Origin of the sequence: Polynucleobacter sp. JS-Fieb-80-E5, assembly GCF_018882015.1 — a bacterium.
Classification (GTDB): Bacteria; Pseudomonadota; Gammaproteobacteria; order Burkholderiales; family Burkholderiaceae; genus Polynucleobacter.
Genome location: NZ_JACVPH010000008.1, coordinates 57,347 through 74,010 on the forward strand (window position 1 = coordinate 57,347; position 16,664 = coordinate 74,010).

16 protein-coding genes are annotated in these 16,664 nt (G+C 45.1%); 10 read left to right on the top strand and 6 right to left on the bottom strand.

Going from position 1 to position 16,664, the window contains the following annotated elements; genetic code table 11:
* The first annotated feature begins 97 nt into the window (after positions 1-97).
* Both ICN44_RS11505 and ICN44_RS11510 read left to right on the top strand, forming a co-directional pair.
* A complete protein-coding gene (locus ICN44_RS11505) occupies positions 98-3,109 on the top strand; it encodes a PD-(D/E)XK nuclease family protein (RefSeq protein WP_216264068.1) in 3,012 nt (1,003 codons plus the stop codon).
* Complete coding sequence (locus tag ICN44_RS11510) at positions 3,106-6,624, top strand: UvrD-helicase domain-containing protein (RefSeq protein WP_370624902.1); 3,519 nt, start codon at positions 3,106-3,108, stop codon at positions 6,622-6,624. The genes ICN44_RS11505 and ICN44_RS11510 overlap by 4 nt, the downstream gene beginning before the upstream one ends.
* 22 nt (positions 6,625-6,646) lie before the next feature.
* Here ICN44_RS11510 and ICN44_RS11515 read toward each other — a convergent pair whose 3' ends face one another.
* Both ICN44_RS11515 and ICN44_RS11520 read right to left on the bottom strand, forming a co-directional pair.
* Positions 6,647-6,976 (bottom strand): BrnA antitoxin family protein, encoded by a 330-nt coding sequence (locus ICN44_RS11515; RefSeq protein WP_216264069.1) that lies wholly within the window; start codon positions 6,974-6,976, stop codon positions 6,647-6,649.
* The gene (locus tag ICN44_RS11520; RefSeq protein ID WP_216264070.1) at positions 6,957-7,229 is read right to left on the bottom strand and encodes a BrnT family toxin; all 273 of its coding nucleotides are present in this window, start codon (positions 7,227-7,229) and stop codon (positions 6,957-6,959) included. The genes ICN44_RS11515 and ICN44_RS11520 overlap by 20 nt, the downstream gene beginning before the upstream one ends.
* A 216-nt stretch (positions 7,230-7,445) precedes the next feature.
* On the opposite strand from ICN44_RS11520, the gene ICN44_RS11525 reads away from it, so the two are divergent.
* Together ICN44_RS11525 and ICN44_RS11530 are read left to right on the top strand one after the other, a co-directional pair.
* The gene (locus ICN44_RS11525) at positions 7,446-8,267 is read left to right on the top strand and encodes a tol-pal system YbgF family protein (RefSeq protein WP_255537613.1); all 822 of its coding nucleotides are present in this window, start codon (positions 7,446-7,448) and stop codon (positions 8,265-8,267) included.
* Positions 8,268-8,293: 26 nt separating this feature from the next.
* Positions 8,294-8,797 carry a DUF1993 family protein gene (locus ICN44_RS11530; RefSeq protein ID WP_216264071.1) on the top strand — a complete coding sequence of 168 codons (504 nt, stop codon included), beginning with the start codon at positions 8,294-8,296 and terminating at the stop codon, positions 8,795-8,797.
* A gap of 206 nt (positions 8,798-9,003) precedes the next feature.
* Here the strand turns inward: ICN44_RS11530 and ICN44_RS11535 are convergent, their stop codons facing one another.
* On the bottom strand, positions 9,004-9,966 hold the full coding sequence (locus ICN44_RS11535; protein ID WP_216264072.1) for a tripartite tricarboxylate transporter substrate binding protein: 963 nt from the start codon (positions 9,964-9,966) through the stop codon (positions 9,004-9,006).
* Positions 9,963-11,030: a tartrate dehydrogenase gene (locus ICN44_RS11540; protein ID WP_216264073.1), complete on the bottom strand. Its 1,068-nt coding sequence runs from the start codon at positions 11,028-11,030 to the stop codon at positions 9,963-9,965. Before ICN44_RS11540 ends, ICN44_RS11535 begins: the two co-directional genes overlap by 4 nt.
* Positions 11,031-11,260: 230 nt before the next feature.
* Between ICN44_RS11540 and ICN44_RS11545 the strand changes: the two genes are divergently transcribed.
* From ICN44_RS11545 to ICN44_RS12360, 3 genes are read left to right on the top strand one after another with little or no spacing between them, the layout of a single operon-like run.
* Positions 11,261-11,761: a LexA family transcriptional regulator gene (locus ICN44_RS11545; protein ID WP_216264074.1), complete on the top strand. Its 501-nt coding sequence runs from the start codon at positions 11,261-11,263 to the stop codon at positions 11,759-11,761.
* 1 nt (position 11,762) lies between these two features.
* On the top strand, positions 11,763-13,079 hold the full coding sequence (locus ICN44_RS11550) for a Y-family DNA polymerase (RefSeq protein ID WP_216264075.1): 1,317 nt from the start codon (positions 11,763-11,765) through the stop codon (positions 13,077-13,079).
* Positions 13,080-13,138: 59 nt separating this feature from the next.
* Positions 13,139-13,270 (top strand): hypothetical protein, encoded by a 132-nt coding sequence (locus ICN44_RS12360; RefSeq protein ID WP_255407106.1) that lies wholly within the window; start codon positions 13,139-13,141, stop codon positions 13,268-13,270.
* 67 nt (positions 13,271-13,337) lie between these two features.
* On the opposite strand, the gene ICN44_RS11555 is transcribed toward ICN44_RS12360, so the two are convergent.
* Complete coding sequence (locus ICN44_RS11555; protein WP_216264076.1) at positions 13,338-13,997, bottom strand: putative quorum-sensing-regulated virulence factor; 660 nt, start codon at positions 13,995-13,997, stop codon at positions 13,338-13,340.
* A 185-nt stretch (positions 13,998-14,182) separates the two neighbouring features.
* Here ICN44_RS11555 and ICN44_RS11560 point away from each other — a divergent pair, with 185 nt between their 5' ends.
* The gene (locus ICN44_RS11560) at positions 14,183-15,172 is read left to right on the top strand and encodes a sulfurtransferase (RefSeq protein ID WP_216264077.1); all 990 of its coding nucleotides are present in this window, start codon (positions 14,183-14,185) and stop codon (positions 15,170-15,172) included.
* Position 15,173: 1 nt separating this feature from the next.
* Here the strand turns inward: ICN44_RS11560 and ICN44_RS11565 are convergent, their stop codons facing one another.
* The gene (locus tag ICN44_RS11565; protein ID WP_216264078.1) at positions 15,174-15,350 is read right to left on the bottom strand and encodes a hypothetical protein; all 177 of its coding nucleotides are present in this window, start codon (positions 15,348-15,350) and stop codon (positions 15,174-15,176) included.
* Between the two features lie 275 nt (positions 15,351-15,625).
* On the opposite strand from ICN44_RS11565, the gene ICN44_RS11570 reads away from it, so the two are divergent.
* Together ICN44_RS11570 and ICN44_RS11575 are read left to right on the top strand one after the other, a co-directional pair.
* Positions 15,626-16,255, top strand: coding sequence for a nucleotidyltransferase domain-containing protein (locus tag ICN44_RS11570; protein WP_216264079.1), 630 nt, complete (start codon positions 15,626-15,628; stop codon positions 16,253-16,255).
* Positions 16,256-16,277: 22 nt separating this feature from the next.
* Positions 16,278-16,640, top strand: coding sequence for a DNA-binding protein (locus ICN44_RS11575; protein ID WP_216264080.1), 363 nt, complete (start codon positions 16,278-16,280; stop codon positions 16,638-16,640).
* Positions 16,641-16,664 lie beyond the last annotated feature (24 nt).

A 16,664-nucleotide genomic window follows, 5' to 3' on the forward strand; every position in this document is an offset into this window, starting at 1 on the left:
TTAGACTTATTTAGCGAGTTATTTAATTATGTCGTTACAACGCTTATATTAGCAATAAGCGGAACGTTCTGCTCAAAATAGATAAATTACCCAATTAATGTCCCAGCCGTTCCCCATTCTTTCTGATCAAAAGCAAGTGCAACAATGGGCGATTACGCCCAATGCTGGTGCGCTTACTCAATTGGCAAAAGGCATCTGGGATTGTGCAGTGCAAACCAATCAGCGTCCCCTGGTGGTGCTTAGTACTGCCGGGCCACTCATTGGAGTGAGGGAGGCTCTTGAGCAAAACCGACGAGATGACCTTCCAAATAACATCGCATTCTTGCCTCAAGTCATCAGCTTTACAGATTGGTTAGAGGCGGCACCGGGCGCATGGAAATTTCCGAAGAAGCAGAGTGATTTGGAAAGATGGCTATCGGTCTTTGTGAATTTGCGAAAACACAAGACTTTGCAAGCATGGTTTAAGGCGGAGAGTGAGGCTGGCGCATGGGGCTTAGCGCAAGCGGTGATTGAGGCATGCGATGCATTATCTGAATTAGTTGTCCCGCAATTACAGGGTGAGTTAAATGCTCTCTTAGATACACACTCATTAGACACTGAGGCTTGGCTCAAGAAGGTAGAGCTTGTATTAGATCAAGCGATTGCTCAAGCTTATGTCGGCCTTTCTAAAAAAGTAGTTGATGAAGAGTCTGCAGTACTCTTGGCTTTTTGGCGTTATCTCACCAATGTTGGTGACCCAGTCATTCGCAAACATTTAGCAATGGCTGTACATATGCAATTGGCCAAGAGGGTTGCTGAAAAAGATCGCAGCATAGCGCGACCATTCATCTGGGTGCAGACCGCAGATCCAAAGCCAGTTGATCAAGAGTTGATTGATCGCTACCTTAATGAATATGCTCAACATGCTCCAGTAGTGCGTGTAGACCTTGATTGGCAATCCGTTGCCTTATGGTCTGAAGCCCTCTGCGGGGAGGATGCAGAAGGTGGTGTTGCCACTCCGAATGAGTCAGAAGAACAGCAGATTGCAAGCAATATTAGCTCTAGCAATAAAGAGGGCTGGCGCTTGCTTGCGGCTAGGCGTTTTGAAGAATTAGCGTGGGTTGCAACAAAATCGATTGAGTCACATTTAATTTCTAAAAAGAAAAATATTGCATTAGTTGCACAAGATCGCTTAGCAGCAAGAAGAGCGCGAGCATTACTCAGTCGCTTAGGTGATTCCTTGCGTATTCGTGACGAAACTGGTTGGAAGCTATCGACTACTAGAGCAGCAGCGGCTTTTGATAGCTTGCTAGAGTTGATACGTGCGCCTAAAGAAGGACCTAGTGCAAGTACCTTGCTCGAGTTTTTGCAAAATCCTTATTTTGATCTTGCGCACAGTCTTCAAAAAACTCCGGAAGTATGTATTGGCTTAATTGCCCAGCTCGAAGATATTTTGGTTGCTAGTCAGGCAAAGTCTGGTTGGGAAACATTTATCGCTGCAATCGAAAAAGCCAATGGATACGCACGATCGAACGGCGGCGTACCCAATGAACAACTAATTGATCTGATTCGGTTTGTTACAAAGTTGCATTCAGCATGGCAGCCCTCACTCCTTGAGTGCTCAAGCGCATATTCTCAATTACAAAATGATCTCCAGGTTACTGGTATGGCTCAGCGACTTGAGAAGGATGCTGCCGGTAAGCAGCTTTTGGAAGTCCTTAAACGCTTTGATTTGAGCAGCGGCCCATATGAAGATCTCAAGATGCGTTTGCTAGAGTGGCTCAGTCTTCTAAAAACCGTAATAGAAGAGGCTTCTTATGAAGAGGCTGGTAAAGAGGCCGAGGCAACTTTAAGCATCTTGCCACTCAGCTCAACCCGATTGCGTGAATTTGATGCCGTAGTTCTGGTGGGTTGTGATGAGCAGCAGTTGCCTGCATTTTCTGAGCCACCTTTATTCTTTTCAGATGCGCTCAATCGCTATCTCAAGTCCTCGACGATTACTGCACAATACATTCAGCAGGCTCGAGATCTTTCTCAGCTACTCGCTTCATGTAAGAACGTAGATTTAATTTGGCAAAGTAAAAGCAAGAGTGGTGAGCCCTTGCGACCATCAGCTTGGATTCAGCGTTTGCAAGCTGCGCTTAAAAAGAGGATTCCATTAGAAGTGGTGGAGGCAAAACTGAAGCCCTATGAGGGGCGCTCCCAACCTATTCAGAAATCAGTAAGCACTCCCGATCGAGATTTGACAATTCCAAACACAGTTTCCCCCAGCGCCTATAAGGCTTTGCGGGACTGTCCTTATCGATACTATGTCAGCAACTTATTGGGTTTGCGTAAGGCAAAAGAGTTTGAAGAAGGTTTTGATGCCTCCTTAGCAGGCCAAACTCTGCATGCTTTACTGAGAAACTTTTTCCAAGCGCTCAAAACGGAAGAGAAGAAGTCGCATTCATTGATTCATGAGGGTGATATTGCAAGACGTCAATGGATGATTGATCAGCTCATGAAGTTTTCTGATAAAGAATTTGAGAAGCTCATTGCTGGTGATGCAAGGATACTGGGAACTTTGCGGGATTGGCAAAAGCAGATACCCAGTTTTGTGGAATGGCAGCTAAATCGAGAGAAGGAAGGCTGGCGTTACCACGATGCGGAGTTGCCTATCGGTTTTACTTTGAAGATCACAGATCCTGATGGTGTTCAACGGGATATTAGCATTGCAGGGCGCGCAGATCGATTTGATATTCATCAGTCTGATAAATCAGCTGCTGCAGTGATTGACTATAAGAATCAAAAGATTAAGAAAATTACTGAGCGCGCCAAGAATATTCTGGATGACCCGCAGTTATTGATTTATGCAAGAGGCGCAACTGAGAACGCTACTGAGGCCCGCATTCCAGGGCGAGCAGTGGATCAGGCTGAATGGGTCACTTTAAGAGCTGATCTAAAGAATGAAGAAAAGACCATTCGAGCACGCCCAGTTGAGGATATGTCGGAGGTAATGTCAGAGTTTGCTGATCAGGTAGTTAATGACTTAAATGATTTATGGGCGCGTAAACCCATGGCGGCGTTTGCACCTGACAGCGTATGTCAATACTGCGAAGCTAGAGGGATCTGTCGAAAGGGCATGTGGTGAGCGAAAAGTTAGAGACTGCCATAGCTTGTGACCCTACTGAATCAGTCATTGTTTCTGCTTGTGCTGGAAGTGGTAAGACATGGCTATTGGTAGCGCGCATGATTCGGTTGCTGCTAGCTGGTGCTAAACCTCAAGAAATCTTAGCCCTGACGTTTACTCGTAAAGCTGCGCAGGAAATGCGTGATCGTCTTTATAAGTTGCTTGAAGATTTTTCTACTTGCGATGACGCTACTTTGATTAATGAGTTGGTTGAGCGAGGTTTAGACGAGAAAGATGCGATTGCTTTACTTCCACAGGCCAGGACACTCTATCTAAAAGTGTTGGCAAGCCCACAAGCAGTGGTTATAGATACTTTCCATGGCTGGTTTGGTCGCCTATTGGGTGCTGCGCCTGTATCGGCGGAAGTCCAGCCAGGCTTTAGCTTGCGCGAGGATGCTAAGCGTTTACAGGAAGAGTGCATGGCAGACTGGTGGGGCGATTTACCAACTGATCTACAAAAGCACTATGACGTTTTGTTGGAGGAGTTTGGTGCAGTAGAAACCCAAAAATTCTTGATGGGTAGCTATAGCCTCTTTAAACAAAGAGGTGCATGGACTTTCTTCCAAGAGGCTTGCAAGCGTCAAGATGTTAAGCCTATCGAGTGTTTGGATAAAATTCTGCCGCTCTTGGGCACACCAAATCCACTGGAAGTTTATTGGCGTCAACCGCAGGCAAAAGCAAATTTAGAGATGCTCTATAAGTGCTTTAGCAATGGTACGCCAACTCAAATTGCAAGCGCTCCCTATATTGAGGAGGTCATTCAGCATCATGCTGCTGGTGGATCGATTATTGATATTGCCGATCGATGGGAGACATACTTCTTTACCCAGAAACGTACGCCATTAGCGGATATTGCAAAGCCCTCTGTTCCAATGGCGAAGTACATCAAGAGTATCGGCAGAGATCCTGATGAGATTACTGCTATTCGTCAGGATTGGGTAGACGCCTACGAGGCCCTATTTGCGTGGCAAGGCGAGCATTTGATGCATGAATTAAACGATGCATGGTTTGCCATGAGCGAGGCAATGCTTGCTCATATGGAGAAAACAAAAGAATCCATGCGCGTTCGCGACTTTGATGATTTGGAAATCGGTGTTAGCCAATTGATGTCGAGTTCAGATAATGCTGCCTATCTACAGGCTCGATTAGATGCAAGATACAAACATATTCTGATTGATGAATTTCAGGATACCAATCCATTGCAGTGGCAGATATTACGTGCCTGGCTAGCTGGATATGGCGATGATGGCTCAATGCCAAGCATCTTTATTGTGGGCGATCCTAAGCAATCGATTTATCGCTTCCGCCGTGCTGATCCAAGATTATTTGAAAGCGCCCATAAATTTTTAGAGAATAAGCTCGAGGCTAAATTTCAGAGTAAAAATAAGACACGCCGTAATGCGACCGCGATTAATGAGGCGGTTAATACAGTATTTTTAGCAGGACCGTTACCTGATACTTACCGATATTCAAAACAGGAAACTGCCTGGAAACCATTATTGGATCGGATATCAGAGCAAGACTACGCTGTAACAGGTGAGGCTTATCTACTGCCTTTGATTGCGCGCACCGATCCCGAGACTACTGAGCGTACTGGTACCGCCTTTGATGGGCCAATTGAAGATGCGGGGAATACTGCAAGCGTTCACCAGCGCTATGAAGAAGGGGAAATCGTTGCTCGATTAATTCATCACATCATGGCTACTCGTCAGGTGATGGATAAAAAGGATGGAAAAGACTACTGGCGGCAAGCTAGGGGTAGTGATTTCATATTGCTAGTTAAGCGACGCCAATTTTTACCTCAATATGAAAAAGCATTGCGTGAAGCAGGTCTTGCTTATGACAGTTCGCGTCTAGGTGGATTATTAAACACCCTTGAGATTGATGATTTGATTGCATTGTTAACGGTATTGGTGTCACCAAGACATGATTTGCCATTAGCCCAGGTTCTGCGCAGTCCAATTTTTGGTTTTACTGAAGCGCAAATGCAAGAGCTCCGTAAGAGCATGATTGATGGCTTCTCATCTTGGTGGGATGCTTTGCAGGCTAGCCAGAATCCATCAATACAAAAGGCTGCACGGTATTTAGAGCATTGGCGTGGCCTGGGCGAGGTATTGCCTGTACATGACCTACTGGATTTGATTTATCACGAGAGTAACTTACGAGTGAGTTACGCCATTTCTGCGCAGAATCTGGCTCGCGCACAAGTACTGGCTAATTTAGATGCCTTCTTAGAGCTTGCCTTAAATCAAGATGGGGGCCGTTACCCTAGTCTAAGTCGTTTCATTGATGAAATGAATGCGATGCGTCGTGGTGATGATGATGAAACGCCCGATGAGGGCGATGTGGAGTCAGAGGCTGAGGCTGATACTAATGATGATATTGGTGAAGTAGATCTCGATATCGAAATGTCAGAAGAGGATCAGCATCGACGTGTGCGCTTAATGACGATACATGGGGCTAAGGGGTTAGAGGCGCCATTTGTTTTTATTCTCGATGCTAATAATACGGAATGGAAGGCGCCGCACCGAGGCGTACTCTTGGATTGGCCACCAGAGGAGGGTAGTCCAACCCATTTATCTTTATATACCGCCAAAACCTTGACGGATGAACGCAGTGTTGTATTCGCGAAGGAGGGTGAGGTAAGTCAGAATGAAAACTGGAACTTGCTCTATGTAGCAATGACAAGGGCTAAGCAGGGCTTATGGATTAGTGGCGTGGCAGCTAAGTCGAAGTCTGGGATTAAAGAGCGCTCTTGGTATGGTAGAGCCTTGGCAGCCGGTATATCGACCTTGGATATTGACGCACTCAACCTTCCCATTATTGCAACAGATGCAAAAGAGATTGAAGTTGAGCGCGGCAGCATGCCATTTAAGATCGACCACTTCCAGCTAGAGTGGGAGCAAGCAACAACAGATTATCAAGATCATCTTGTCAGAATTGAAAGTGGTGCTTTAGCCAAAGCGCTTGCAGAAAAAGCTTTAGAGCAAGCAAAAGAAGATCCCGATCCAGAAATCCTAGAAGAGGGCACAAACTTCCATAAGCTGCTCGAGTTCCTCACCCCAGACTCTAGTAATGAAGCAAAGCCACCTATGCCAAGCGAGCAAGAGCTCATGAATTGGTTAGGCGTAGATCAAGAGCATGCGAAAACATTACTCTCTCGCACCAAAACAGTCTTAGATGCTCCAGAGCTCAAGCGCTACCTGACATCGGGTGAATGGCTACAAGCTTGGAATGAGCTCGATATCGCTAGTGAAGATGGCAAGAGCTATCGCATGGATCGCTTAGTGGAGCTTGATGATTATTTGGCCATCATCGATTACAAGCTCACCATCCCAGAGGTGGGCAGCGAGAAATATGAAAAGTACCGCAAGCAATTACAGGGTTATCAATCTGAGCTCACGCGGATTAGAAAAGATAAACCAAATAAGGCGTACTTGATTTCATCAAAAGGCGAGATGGTAGAGGTGAAGTAGGGTGTTAAGCAGCTACCTTGAATTAATTGGCGATCAAGGTCCCCTTGTTTAACTTCTTTTCAACCATTAAGATGGATTTAGATTCTCTTTTTACTTCGCCAAGCACTTGGTTGATAAATGTTTGCCAACCTTCACCTTTAGATTTATAAAAATCTAAAACATCCTTATCAATCCTTAGGGTAACTTGTTCTTTAATCCCGCTACCCACAGGTCTTCCCCTGCCGCGAACGACTCTGTGTTTAATCGCATTCCACTCTTCTTCCGTGATAGGTGGGTTATCGGGGTCAGATAAGGCGGCCTTAGTAATTGCGGCATCCTCTTCGGCACTCAGTCTAATTAGCTTCTTCTTCATAGATTTTCATCTCACGGTTATTTGCTTTTCTTAAACTAATAATTCTCATCGCTATTTTTGACTCTACATAAATCATGCAATACAGGCGTTCATTCATTAACACCAAAGCAATCCGTCTTTCTTCGCCGTAATTCTTTCTTTCATCGATCCAACTAAAGGCTGTATCCCAATCAAGTATCTTTGCATCTGAGAGCGGAAGGCCATGTTTTGCGAGGTTTGAGTCATTTTTTACCGAATCATAAGTGAATTTCATCTGAAATATTGTAGTTACGTTAAATCATAACATCAATGAATTAATATAACTACAAAAATTATGGGAATTTCAATCTAAAGAAGATGGTAGCAAGGAGTGTGAAGAGGGTGTTCATGCCCTTGAATTTCCCGTAAAAGCCCCCATATGGATGATGAATAGCAAAAATGCCTAAACTGGCGATAATGAAATTCGCAGCAAAACATTTCACGAGGAGTCATGATGAAAATGGGTAATTTACTCAAGTTGTTTGTTGGTGTATTTGCAAGCGCGCTATTACTAACGAGTCATCTTGCTTTTGCAGAAGCCACTTTGCCCGAGGTCTATCAAGCAATTGAATCTGGGCAATTGGCAAAAGCGGATGCCATGATGCAAGAGGTCTTGAAAAATCATCCTAATAGCGGCAAGGCACATTACATGGCTTCTGAGCTTTACCTCAAAGAAGGTAAGTTAGATGCTGCAAGAAGCGCTTTTGTACAAGCAGAAAATCTGGCGCCAGGTTTACCATTTGCTCAACCTGATTCTGTACAAAGGCTCCAAGCGCAATTACGTGCAGGTACAGTACCAGGCAACGTTAATACTAATGCGGGTGCAAGCTCCATCTTTACTAGCCCAGTTTTTTGGATCTTGATTGCTATCTTGGTTGCGGGCGTAATCTTCTTTATGAGGAAGCGCCAACAGCCAGTGGAGGTTTATAACGCGCCGACTGCAAATGGACCATATCCAGGGGCATCGGGAGCGCCTGGCACCTATCCGCCTGGTTACCCAGGCGCACCAGCATCTAGCATGGGCGGTGGTTTAATGGGCAGCTTAGCGACTGGTGCAGCACTCGGTGCTGGTATGGTTGCTGGTGAAGCTTTGGCAAGTCATTTAATGGGCGGTAATCAACGCCCAAATCCAAACCTCAATAACGACTTTAGCCAAGTAGGCGGTCAAGCACCAGATGCTGCCAACTTTGGCGTCAATGATGCAAGCTCTTGGGATGATGGTGGCTCCAGCTCTTGGGATGATGGCGGTGGTGATTTTATGAGTGACGTATAAAAAACTAAGAAGGCAGCGAGAGCACTATGGCAATTTCAATGTATCAAGCATCAATTCCGCAACTCACAAAGATGCTCACCAATCTTTCGAATATCCTCAAAAAGGGTGAGGCATTTGCGAGTGCTAAGGGTCTCGATAGCAAAGCATTGGTGGAAGGCCGCCTTGCCCCAGATATGTTTCCACTATCCAAGCAAGTTCAAATTGCTTGTGATCAAGTGAAAAATGGCATGGCCCGTTTAGCCGGAGTTGAGCCACCTAAATTTGAAGATAACGAAACTACTTTTCCCCAGCTACAAGACCGTATTGCTAAAACCATTGCTTTTGCCAATAGTCTCAAGCCAGAGCAGGTTGATGGCACGGAAGCAAAAGAAATTCAGTTCTCAATTAAAGAATGGAGTTTTGAGTTTGTCGGCGAGCAATATCTGCTGACTTGGATCATTCCTAATTTCTATTTCCATGTGACTACGGCTTATGACATCCTGCGTCATAAGGGGGTGGAGATTGGCAAGTCGGATTACTTGGGCGGCTAAGCAGCCTTTACAATAGGTCTATGGAATATTTTTCACAAATTGTTGATACAGTAAATCCTTGGTTTTTCCGAGCCAGCGTTTACTTATCCAATGCTTTTTTGGATGATCCAGCGATTCTGGCATTTGCTTTTTGCTAATACAGAAAGCAAGCGCCCAATAAAAAACCACCGAACATGCGGTGGTTTTTATCTAAGGAAGTTAAGGTCTTACTTAATCATCCCAGCGTTCTTTGCATCATCCATAGCTTGAGCTGTTTTCTCTTTCATGAATGCGGGCATCTTTGCCAGAGGAACATCCACAATCACAAAGCCAGCATCTTCCAATTTCTTTTTAGTCTCGGGATCGGCATTGAGCTGTGCGAAGTAGTCAGACATCTTTTGCTGGAGTACTAGTGGCGTGCCTTTTGGTAGAGCAACACCACGATATGCACCATCCACCCAGTTCAATCCCAGCTCTTTAAAGGTTGGTACGTCTGGTAGGGCGGGATTACGTTTTTCAGTAGCAATTGCTAGCGTACGCACCTTACCTTTTTGCTGGATCGCCAAAGGTAGATAACCCATCGCGCCATCAACGTGCATTCCAATTAAGGCGGTAATCAAATCACCCGTGCCTTTAAAGGGAACGTAAGTAATTTTGACGCCAGCCAGTTTATTGAGGCGCTCGACTGCCATGTGGTTAGCTGAGAACTGTGCGGATCCAGCAAGCGTCATCTTGCCAGGATCTTTTTTGGCGGCCGCAATAAATTCTTGATAGGTCTTGTAAGGACTATCCGCGGAAACCATCAAAGCATCTGGCGTGAAGTGATAGTAGTAGATCGCATTAATGTCTTCCGTCTTGTACTGAATCCCCTCCTGTAGCGGCTGCAAGATAGTGTGGGGGATATTCACACCCACTACCGTTGTGCCGTCAGCGGGGTATGTATTCATAGTGCTCCATACCAATGCACCACCAGCACCAGCACGGTTCATCACTACCATCGGCTGCTTGAATTTCTTGGCTGAGATGTCGGCTTGATAGCGCGCCACTAAATCAGACTCGCCGGCAGCAGGGAAGGGGATGATGTACTGAATAGTTCTATCGGGGAAGGGTTGAGCATGCGCGCCGGATAACAAGCCAAGTGAGACCAAACCAATACTCAGCAATCTACTTAGTAATTTAAATAGCTTCATTTGGAGATCTCCTCAATGACTGCATTAGTAACATCACTCATCATGGCTGTGCCGCCTAAATCACGGGTATGTAACTTTGGATTGGCTGTCACTTTTTCAATGGCTGCCATTAACTTTGCACCGAGCGCTTTTTCACCCAGGAAGTCGAGCATCATCACTGCTGACCAGAAGGTGCCAATTGGATTGGCAAGACCTTTACCCATGATGTCAAAAGCAGAGCCATGAATCGGTTCGAACATCGATGGATAGCGACGCTCTGGATCCAGATTGGCAGTTGGTGCAATACCCAGGCTACCAGCCAAGGCAGCTGCTAAATCACTCAAGACATCAGCATGTAAGTTCGTTGCAACGATGGTGTCTAAAGATTCGGGGCGATTGACCATACGCGCAGTAGCGGCATCAACCAATTCTTTATCCCAAGTCACATCCGGAAAATCTTTGGCAACGATATTGGCGATCTCGTCCCACATCACCATGCCATGGCGCTGCGCATTAGATTTAGTGATGACGGTGAGGTGCTTGCGAGGGCGTGACTGCGCTAACTTAAAGGCGAAGCGCTGTACGCGTTCCACTCCAACGCGAGTCATGATGCTCATATCAGAGGCTACTTCAATAGGATGACCTTGATGGGCTCTGCCGCCTACACCAGAGTATTCACCTTCAGAGTTCTCGCGCACGATCACCCAATCAAGCTGATCTGGTTTGCAATTACGTAGTGGCGTTTCAATGCCAGGAAGAATGCGCGTAGGGCGTACGTTTGCGTATTGATCAAAGCCTTGGCAGATTTTGAGACGCAAACCCCACAAAGTAATGTGATCCGGAATATTAGGGTCGCCAGCTGAGCCGAACAAAATCGCATCTTTAGAGCGCAAAGGTTCGAGACCATCCTCGGGCATCATGATGCCGTGCTTGCGGTAGTAATCGCCACCCCAATCAAAGTGCTCGAATTGGAAAGCGACTTCAGGATGTTTTTTGCTTAAGGCATTCAATACCTTTTCGCATTCTGGGATGACTTCTTTGCCAATGCCATCACCTGGGATGGATGCGATCTTATACGTCTTCATATGTCTCCTACTGTTCTTTTTATATGAGCTATTTCAGGGATAACTTCCTGAATAACTTCTAGGATCATTATGCAATTCCTAGGTCCCAATACAACCATGGGGTACTCGGGGTTTATGGCTAGGGAGGTCGAGAAAACAGAGGGGGTGGGAGGGACTCATAGCCCCAAAACAACAAAAATAAGGCCATTTTTGTGGTTTTTACATATACTGTATAAACATACAGTATATTAATGACTATGACGCAAGTAATGAACCCCGCAAAAGTAACCCTAAGCCAGGCACCACAAGCCTTGGCAGGCCATTTTGCCGCCTATGAGCTCAAGCTCCTAAGCCATCGGATGTCAGCTGGATTCCCTAGTCCAGCGGCAGATTACGCCGAAGACGGCCTCGATCTGAATCATTACCTTGTCCAGAACAAGCCAGCTACCTTCATGTTTACCGTGAAGGGGGATTCCATGCTGGGCGCGGGGATTTGTGATGGCGACAAGGTCGTCGTTGATAAAGCCCTTAAGCCAAAACATAAAGACATCGTGGTTGCCGTAGTAGATAGCGAGTACACCATCAAGCGCCTTTATCAGTTGCGCGGTCGTATTGAGCTCCAGCCAGAAAACCCAAACTATCAACCCATTACCTTTAATGAAGGCAGCGAGCTGCAAATCTGGGGCGTAGTGGTTGGGGTAGTGCGTAAGTACAGTAATGCTAGTGGCAGATATAGCAAAGAGGGGAAGTGAGATGAACTCCAATTCGCCAACCACATCAACTCCGCTCTTCGCGCTCGTGGATGTAAATAACTTCTACGTTTCTTGTGAGCGTGTATTCCAGCCTAAGTTAGAGGAGGTGCCGATGGTGGTGCTATCCAATAACGATGGCTGCGCTGTAGCACGTAGTGCTGAAGTCAAAGCGCTTGGCGTGAAGATGGGAACGCCTTGGTTTCAGATGAAGGATCTCGCTAAGAAGCATGGCATTCAGGCTTACTCGTCTAATTACACTTTGTATGGCGACATGAGTAGTCGTGTAGTTCAGGTGCTGAGAGCATTCACGCCAAACCTAGAGGTTTACAGTATCGACGAGAGCTTTTTACAAATCGAGACAGTCTTAAAGCAATATCAAGATACGATTGAATTAGGTCAAAAGATTAAACAGGAAGTGAAAGATACCACTGGCTTACCAGTCTGCGTGGGGATTGGTGCCAGCAAGACCTTAGCTAAGTTAGCCAATCACTTGGCTAAGAAACATAAGCAGTTTGTTGGTGTATGTGATGTCAATGCTATGGCCAAAGAAGAGCTCTATCAGTGGATGAGCGAGACTGGGGTGGGTGAGGTCTGGGGTGTTGGTAAACAAATCGCCAAGAAACTCAAGGCTCAAAATATTCTGAGCGTATTTGATCTTTTGCAAGCCTCACCACAAGCTATGCGTCAACAGTTTGGCGTGGTGATGGAGCGTCTCTGTTATGAGTTGCGCGGCACATCTTGCTTGCAACTAGAAGAAGTAGCGCCAGCCAAACAACAAATTATTGCCTCACGCAGTTTTGGTAAGTTAGTGACTAGCCAGGTAGAGCTTGCAGAATCGGTTGCCACTCACGTAGCACGTGCAGCTGAAAAGCTCAGAACCCAAAATAGCACTACGGGCGCGCTCACCGTATTTATTCAGACCAATCCGTTTAAGCAAAACGAGCCACAGTATCACCAAAGCGTCACGATTCCATTGGCGGATCCAACGGATAACACGCTGACCTTAACCAATGCAGCATTGGCAGGCCTCAAGCAAATCTATCAAGCGAACTTCCGCTACAAGAAGGCGGGCGTCATCCTCAATCTGATTAGCGACAAGCCAACAGCTCAGCAATCCTTGTTTGAGGATATCGAGACTAAAGGTAAGTCTGCTCATTTGATGAAAGCGGTAGATGAGATCAACACGCGCTTTGGCAATGCATTCATCAGATCTGCAGCTGCAGGAACAAATGGCACTAAAGAAGAGTGGCAGATGAGATCGAACAATCGGTCGCCGAACTACACCACGAGATGGGATGAGTTACCGCTAGCCAGGTAAAAAATTCAGTAACAAATTAATTAGCAAATAACACGTAATAACGCATAAAGGAGAAGCAAATGGACTTACTAAACAACTTCAACGGAATTTCTCTCGTAGCCATCATGGTTTTGTCTTACTGCGCAGTATTGAAAAATACTAAGCGTCATGAAAGCGCAACAAAACAAGTCTTTAATCGCAAATATCAGTAAAGAACAAGCAGTAGGCCTGGAAGGGGAATAAGGAAATCACGGATTCCTTATTCCCTAGTAAAGGCTGTTACTTGGCTTCTAAAGCTTTGCGCAAATAACCAGAGACATTGTCTTGGCGTAGTAGCCATTGCTTGTAATCACTGGGCACTTGGCTAATGAGCTCACCCTTATGTTTGCCATAAGGCATGGTCTTTGGAATTCTGGCTTTCTCGGACATCTCCCATAAAGCATCCAAAGAAGCAGGGTGTAACTTATCGATAATCTGAGCAACAATTTTTGAGCAGATCCATACATCGGCTAAGGCGCTATGCGCATTGCGCAGTTGATCTCTAGCAGTATCGCGTTCAAAGTAATAGAGCAGAGCGCTTTGCGTGTGACTATCTAAATCAGGCCATAGACTACGCGCAAGCGCCAAAGTGCAAATGCGCTTGACTTCAGGACTGCCAATTGCAACCCAATCAAAATCAATATTGTGGCCAATGAGATATTTAGTTCCGGCCGGCAATCTAAAAGAGCTGCTTGCGGGACAGTTGATCAATTCCTCATCCATGATGTGATGGGTAGCAAGAGCACCCAAGCTAATAGACTTACCTGGGTTGTAACGTTGCACCCAAGGATTGCCCACTTCAAATGGATTAAGGGAGGTGACATCTAATGAAGCAGCTTCAATAATGACTGCATCGTTTTTATCGGTCGCTTCTACATCAAAAATAATGGCTTGGGGCATAGGAGTCTATTGGGATTGAATCGTCCTATTGTGCCTCGAATTAAGTTGCTCAATTGATATTGAATAAAAGCTACATACCCAAAACCATATCAATAGCTCGTTTTGTACGGAGATCGCTGATGGGTAGGCATTGGTTTATCATCAATTTATCGCTTATTCACTCATATTTAATCCAAGGAAGTATCGTGAAATCACTATTGGCAATCGTATTGGCATGCATTTTTTCCATGGCATTTGCTCAGCAAAAAACAGCCATTATTCAAACAGATCAGATGCAGCAGGCAATTGCTCGCGGTGCGATTATTTGGGATGTACGCGATGAAAAAAGTTACTTAGATGGGCACATCCCAGGTGCAATCAATATTGGTGAGATCGGTAATGTACTGCGTGACCCAAACAAAGAAGACTACATCCCTACAGAACAAATTCAGAAGATTTTTAACGCTGCTGGTTTAGATGTGAATAAAGATGTTGTGGTTTATGGTGCACGCGGCAATCCATATACTTATTTTGGTCTGTACACCATTAATTATTTTGGTGGAAAAGATGCACAGATTTACCATGATGGTATTGATGGCTGGAAACAAGCTGGCCTGCCAATTCAAAAAGAGCGCCAAACCTTACCGCCAGTATCGGTAGTGCTAGTACCGCAGCTTCAATTGGTTGTTAGTAATGAGGAGATGCTCAAGCTTGCCCAGTCGAAATCGGTGCAAATCATTGATGCCAGGACACCTGATGAGTTCTCAGGTAAGGATGTGCGTACGATTCGGGGTGGCCACATTCCCAATGCCACCAATATCCCCTTCGAAGACAATTGGCAAGACCCAGCAACTGCGATCAAGTTAGGTAAGAAACAAGTTGCTGATAACTCTGGCATGGCGCTAAAAAATCAAACAGATTTAAAAAAACTGTATGCCAATCTCGATCCTGATAAAGAAACCGTGGTCTATTGCCAAAGTGGTGTGCGGGCCTCTGAGACTGCCACAGTACTTAAGTCTTTGGGCTTTAAGAAGGTCAAGGTATATGACTCGTCATGGCTGGGCTGGGGTAACAACCTCAAAGCGCCAGTTGCCGAGGAGACTTTCTTAAACGTTGGCGCGCTTAATGCCAAGATGACTGCAATGCAAAATAAAATCAATCAGCTAGAAGAAGCTCTCAAGAATAAAAATAACTAATTTATCGAGTTGCTGATTTGGATAGCACACTGATGTTCTGCATGATGGAATCAGCAGTCAAGTCAGCATTCATGCGCAAGAGAGTAACGCAAAGCCGTAATACGGATTCACAGAAGTAGTCTTGATAGGTTTGGCGTAGGAAGGTGTAATGCTTTCCTACGATCAATTCATCCTTCATCTCTATTCACCACATTCTTAAGTCTCTACGCTGAAATCTTCTATATTTAGGAGATCAGCTTTGCGTGTTTCTATTGAGTGTTCTCACAGGCAGCTACAGCTATTTAAGATCCAGCTAGACGCTAGGACTGTTCTAGTTTTGGCAATCATTTGGATGATTTGGGGAATATTGAGGATTCTGAAGGTTTTTTAGACCTTTCATTTGATTTTGTCTTAATGTTGCTTAAAAAGCTACTATAGTTGCTAATAAAGCAACATTAGTGCAATATTTAGGGTATGTCGACACTCTCATCCGTACTTTTCACCGAATATCGCAGTCGTGTATTGGGCTTGCTTCTTCTTCATCCAGAGCGCTCCTACTATTTGCGTGAAATTGCTCGACTCACTGCAACCGTGCCAGGCACTCTCAAACGGGAAATGGATAAGTTATTAGGGGTGGGTTTACTTACGGTTCAAAAAGTAGGCAATCAAAATCATTACCAAGCAAATCAAGAGTGTCCAATTTACGTAGACCTCGCCAATGTTTTGCGTAAGACAAGTGGCTTAAGTGATGTATTGATTACTGCCTTGTTACCTTTAAGTGAAAAAATACAAAGCGCGTTTGTATTTGGATCAGTTGCGAGTGGAAAGGTAAATGCTAAAAGTGACATTGATCTCATGTTCATTGGTGGAGTAAGTTATGCAGAAGTTGTTCTACTGTTGCATCCCTTGCAAGAGCAATTGGGAAGAGAGATTAACCCTAATGTCTATGCTGCTAAAGAGTGGAGCATGCTGGTGAAAGATAATGGAGCCTTCATCCATGATGTATTGAGCAAGCCAAAGCTCTTCATTATTGGGGATGAGCAACAACTCCACACTAATGAGGCCTCAGATCACCCTACAAAATCTAATCGGAATCAGTCTTGATTCAATAGAAATCGATCGCTTAATGATTCGCAGGCTCATTGAAGCTGCGCAGTCGAGTTTGCAAGACGCTAAATTAAAAACCATTAGCAATGAAAGCCGTTTTGATTTAGCTTATAAAGCTATTATGCAAATGTCTAAAGCAGCATTGCAAGCAAAAGGCTATAGGGTGCTAACTAGTAAGCCAGGACATCATCAGCTCATGTTGCAGGCATTGCCCTTAACTATCGGTCTGGATAAAACTAGACTCATATTGCTCGATCAGTTGCGCAAGCAAAGAAACGCTATCGATTATTCAGGAGATCTAGTTTCAGATGCATTGACGTCAGAAGCAATTACGCAGGCAGAAAGTTTATTAACGCTAATTAAGGATCGTTTCCGAGGCTGAAGGCAGGGCTACTTTTGCTAAGAA

Coding starts and splice junctions, on each gene's coding strand:
- ICN44_RS11545 (WP_216264074.1), top strand. CDS start 11,261: ATGACTATGACGCAAGTAATGAACCCCGCAAAAGTAACCCTAAGCCAG.
- ICN44_RS11555 (WP_216264076.1), bottom strand. CDS start 13,997: ATGCCCCAAGCCATTATTTTTGATGTAGAAGCGACCGATAAAAACGAT.
- ICN44_RS11565 (WP_216264078.1), bottom strand. CDS start 15,350: ATGAAGGATGAATTGATCGTAGGAAAGCATTACACCTTCCTACGCCAA.
- ICN44_RS11540 (WP_216264073.1), bottom strand. CDS start 11,030: ATGAAGACGTATAAGATCGCATCCATCCCAGGTGATGGCATTGGCAAA.
- ICN44_RS11575 (WP_216264080.1), top strand. CDS start 16,278: ATGATTCGCAGGCTCATTGAAGCTGCGCAGTCGAGTTTGCAAGACGCT.
- ICN44_RS11520 (WP_216264070.1), bottom strand. CDS start 7,229: ATGAAATTCACTTATGATTCGGTAAAAAATGACTCAAACCTCGCAAAA.
- ICN44_RS11530 (WP_216264071.1), top strand. CDS start 8,294: ATGGCAATTTCAATGTATCAAGCATCAATTCCGCAACTCACAAAGATG.
- ICN44_RS11505 (WP_216264068.1), top strand. CDS start 98: ATGTCCCAGCCGTTCCCCATTCTTTCTGATCAAAAGCAAGTGCAACAA.
- ICN44_RS12360 (WP_255407106.1), top strand. CDS start 13,139: ATGGACTTACTAAACAACTTCAACGGAATTTCTCTCGTAGCCATCATG.
- ICN44_RS11535 (WP_216264072.1), bottom strand. CDS start 9,966: ATGAAGCTATTTAAATTACTAAGTAGATTGCTGAGTATTGGTTTGGTC.
- ICN44_RS11515 (WP_216264069.1), bottom strand. CDS start 6,976: ATGAAGAAGAAGCTAATTAGACTGAGTGCCGAAGAGGATGCCGCAATT.
- ICN44_RS11525 (WP_255537613.1), top strand. CDS start 7,446: ATGATGAAAATGGGTAATTTACTCAAGTTGTTTGTTGGTGTATTTGCA.
- ICN44_RS11570 (WP_216264079.1), top strand. CDS start 15,626: ATGTCGACACTCTCATCCGTACTTTTCACCGAATATCGCAGTCGTGTA.
- ICN44_RS11550 (WP_216264075.1), top strand. CDS start 11,763: ATGAACTCCAATTCGCCAACCACATCAACTCCGCTCTTCGCGCTCGTG.